We start from the raw sequence: 3,849 nt of genomic DNA on the forward strand, positions 1-3,849 counted from the left end.
CGCCTCGTCGACACTCCTCGAGTGGCGGACGAGACCTCCCCCGGCATCGGGGACGCCTCACCGCTGCGGCCCGGACCCGTGTGACGTTCTCCACACCAGAGTGTGGAGAACGTCAGGTAGAAACGCACACGGTCAGGGTTCGACCTCACCCCTGATGATGGTGGGGTCGTCCGGACGCCTCCGCGGCGGGTCGTCGGCGACCTCACCTTCCACGACGCCCTCGCGGTTGATCTTGGATTCCACGATCGTGACGCGGTCGCGAATGTCCTTGGTCGCCCACCGCCAGGTCGCGGTCAAACCCTTCCGCGCCACCGGGCGCGTCGGCGACGCGATCAGCAGGGCGCCCACGGCGTCCGTGATGAACCCCGGCACGATCAGCAGCGCGGCGCCCAGCAGGACGACCGCCGACTCGCTGAGCGACGACTCGATCTTCGCGGGGTCGCGCTCGACGGTGCGGAGCGACTCCAACGCCTTGCGGCCCTGCCGCCGCGCCACCAGGACGCCCACCACGGCGATCGCGAGCAGCAGCAGCGTCGTCGGGAACCCGCCGATCGCCCCGGCCACCTGCGCGATCAGCCAGATCTCGACGATCGCCAGGGCGAGCGCCGCGAGCCAGACGGCGACCGAGCGCCTCACCGGCGCACCTTCGCCCGGATCTTCCCGAACAGCTCGCGGGCCTGCTCGCCGCGGTACTCCAGGCCCATCTGCGTGGTCTTCTTCAGCGCCTCGACGACGACGTCGGAGCCCATCTTCGAGTTGCCCGCCTCGCGCTCCTTGAACTGAATCGGCACCTCGACGATGCGGAACCCCTTGCGGTAGGCGTTCCACGTCAGATCGCGCTGGATGCCGTAGCCGCCGGTACCCGAGGCGTCCACGTCGTCGATGATCGCCCGCAGCGTCGCGGCGCGGAACGCGTTGAGCCCGCCCGTCACGTCTTTGACCGGCATGCCGAGCATCAGCCACGTCCAGACCCCGCCGCCGCGCGACAGCAGCTCGCGGGACTTCGGCCAGTTCACCACCGAGCCGCCCTTCACCCAGCGGCTGCCCTTCACCATGTCGGCATGATCGAGCGCCGCCAGGATCTGCGGGAGCTGTTCGGGCTGGTGCGAGCCGTCGGCGTCGAACTCGACGAGCACGTCGTAGCCGTGCTCCAGCCCCCACCGGAAGCTCGCGATGTACGCGGCCGACAGCCCCTCTTTGCCCTGGCGGTGCAGCACCTTGATGTGATCGTCGGCGGCCGCCAGCTCGTCGGCGCGGCGGCCGGTGCCGTCGGGGCTGTTGTCGTCGGCGATGAGGATGTCCGCCTCAGGAACCGATGCGCGCAGGCGCCCGGTAATCATGTCGATGTTGTCGATCTCGTTGTACGTCGGGATGATCACCAGGGTGCGGCCCAGGGCCTCGTCGCTCATGCGTGCCTCTCTTCTCTCGCTGCGGAGTGCGCCCTCCATTGTTCCCCATGACGCCGACGGCGCGCCGCGATCAGCCCGACCGCCAGCCAGACGGACGCCGCGGCCGCGATCGCCGGCTCGGCGAGGCCGCCGCCCCGCATCACCGGGGTGCGCACCGCCGAGCGGTCGAGCTCGGCCACCCCGGACGCCGGGTCGTCGAACGGCACCGCCACGGCCACCGACCCGTCGGGCGCGATCACCCCGGACGCCCCGGTGGTCGTCACGACGAGGATCTGCCGCCGCATCTCCGCCGCCCGGACCCGCGTGATGTCGAACTGCTGCGCCAACTGCGGCGTGCCCCGGAACATCGAGTTGTTGCTCTGCACGGCGACGATCTGCGCCCCGGCGTCCACCTGGTCGTAGAGGGTCTGGGGGAAGGCGACCTCGAAGCAGATCGCCATGCCGACGCCGAGCCCGTCGCCGGCGTTCAGGGGGTTCGGGCCCGGGCCGGGCACCGTCTGCTCCCCCGCCGCGCGCAGGATCGGCAGGAGGGGCAGCAGCGCGTCGCGGAACGGAATCCACTCCCCGAACGGCACGAGATCGCGCTTGTCGTAGCGGTCGGTGATGCCGTCGCGCGGCGTCCACCACAACGCGGACGTCTGCCGCTGGTCGGGGCCCGGCCCCGCCATCGGGCTGCCCACCACCACCGGGACGCCGACCCGCTGCACCGCCTGCGCCACCACCCGGCCGGTCTCGTCGTCGAGCGTCGGATCCATATCCGTGGAGTTCTCGGGGCCGACCACGAACGCCGGACGCGGCACCTGCCCCGCCTCCACCCGCCGGGCGAGCTCGCCGAGCTCGCGGGCGAGGTTGTACGTCATCGTCCGCGGGGTGCCCAGGCCGTAGATGCCCCCGCCGGGTGCGCCGCCCTGCACATACCCGACCGCGACCCGGCCCTGGGACGCCCCCACGTCGGGCCGGTACAGCCCGCCCAGGGCGCCCACGCCGAACGCGAGGACGGCCGCGACGGCGGCCACCAGGGCCGCCCGGCGCGGGCGGCGTCCGGGAACCCACGCGAGCAGGCAGCCGAGCAGGGCGACCACGAACGTGGTCGCGCCGGCGCCCACGAACGGGTAGAAGCCGGCCAGGGGCGATTCGAGGACGCCGTAGCCGAGCCGCGTCCACGCGAACCCGCCGAAGGGCCAGCGGGCCTGCACGAACTCCATCGCGGTCCAGAGCCCGGCCGACACCACCGGCGCTCCGCGCCAACCGCGGACCGCGAACAGCCCCCACCCGAGCGGCAGGAAGTAGAGCGCCTCGACGAGCGCGAGCCCCACATACGACTCGACGTTGAGCGCCGACTCCCACGTCAGCGCGGTCGCGTTGTGGACGAGGCCCGCCAGACCCACCAGCAGCACGGACGCCCGCGCCCCCGGCGCCCACCGGACGACCGCCGCGACGAGCGCCACCCCCACGACCGCGCCCGGCCACCACCCCAGCGGCGCGAACGCGCTGGTCAGGGCCAGGCCGCCCGCACCCGCGCCCACGACGAGCACCCAGCGCGGCGCCGCGCCGCGCGCGCCCGCGGAGGCGGCGGCGGGGGCTGGGGTCGGAGTCACGTCGGGCATGCTAGCGCGGGCCCCGGACATTTCCGGCGGGGCACCTCCGGACGCCCACCGGGTAGGGTCCGGACCATGACGAACACCGACCTCCGCACCCGCATCGCCGCCGAACTGCCGGGCGTCCTGGACGACCTCGCCCGGCTCGTTGCGATCCCGTCGATCAGCGCGCAGCCCGAGCACGCGGACGAGGTCCGCGCCAGTGCCGAGGCCGTCGCCGCGCTGTTCCGCGGGGCCGGCTGCCCCGACGTGCGTGTCGTCGAGGCCGGCGGCCAGCCGGCCGTCGTCGGCCACTACCCCGCCCCGGAGGGCCGACCGACGGTCTGTCTGTACGCCCACCACGACGTTCAGCCGACCGGCCCCGTCGAGGAGTGGTCGTCCGACCCGTTCGCCGTCACCGAGCGCGATGGGCGGCTCTACGCGCGCGGCGTCGCCGACGACAAGGCCGGCATCGCGGTCCACCTCGCCGCCCTGCGCGCGTTCGACGGACGCCCGCCCGTCGGCGTCACGATCTTCGTCGAGGGCGAGGAGGAGTTGGGCTCCCCCACGATGCCCGCCTTCCTGGACGCCTACGGCGACGAGCTGCGCGCCGACGCCTTCGTCATCTGCGACTCCGGCAACTGGGAGGTCGGCCGGCCCTCGTTCACCACGACGCTGCGCGGCCTGGCCGAGGTCGTCGTCGAGGTCCGCACGCTGGGCCACGCGCTGCACTCGGGCATGTTCGGCGGGGTCGTCCCGGACGCCCTCACCACGCTCGTCACGCTGCTCGGCACCCTCACGGACGCCGACGGCTCGGTCGCCGTCGACGGCCTGACGACGGCCGAGGTCGCCCACCTCGACTA

The 3,849-nt window shown here is 73.4% G+C and carries 4 protein-coding genes; 1 reads left to right on the plus strand and 3 read right to left on the minus strand.

Features of this window, described 5'->3' with window-relative positions; translation table 11 throughout:
• Positions 1–132: 132 nt before the first annotated feature.
• Genes WMJ97_RS14665 through lnt form a run of 3 tightly spaced genes read right to left on the minus strand, consistent with a single transcriptional unit; the run spans position 133 to position 3,007 of the window.
• Positions 133–636: an FxsA family protein gene (locus tag WMJ97_RS14665; protein ID WP_347349745.1), complete on the minus strand. Its 504-nt coding sequence runs from the start codon at positions 634–636 to the stop codon at positions 133–135.
• Entirely contained in the window at positions 633–1,409 is a 777-nt protein-coding gene (locus WMJ97_RS14670) for a polyprenol monophosphomannose synthase (RefSeq protein ID WP_347349746.1), read from the minus strand. Before WMJ97_RS14670 ends, WMJ97_RS14665 begins: the two co-directional genes overlap by 4 nt.
• The gene (gene lnt / locus WMJ97_RS14675; protein WP_347349747.1) at positions 1,406–3,007 is read right to left on the minus strand and encodes an apolipoprotein N-acyltransferase; all 1,602 of its coding nucleotides are present in this window, start codon (positions 3,005–3,007) and stop codon (positions 1,406–1,408) included. The genes WMJ97_RS14670 and lnt overlap by 4 nt, the downstream gene beginning before the upstream one ends.
• Before the next feature lie 75 nt (positions 3,008–3,082).
• Here lnt and WMJ97_RS14680 point away from each other — a divergent pair.
• Positions 3,083–3,849, plus strand: a 767-nt coding sequence (locus WMJ97_RS14680) for a M20/M25/M40 family metallo-hydrolase (protein WP_347349748.1), incomplete at its 3' end; no start/stop codon positions are given.

Source organism: Nigerium sp. (genome assembly GCF_039811905.1).
Lineage (GTDB): Bacteria > Actinomycetota > Actinomycetes > Propionibacteriales > Propionibacteriaceae > Propioniciclava.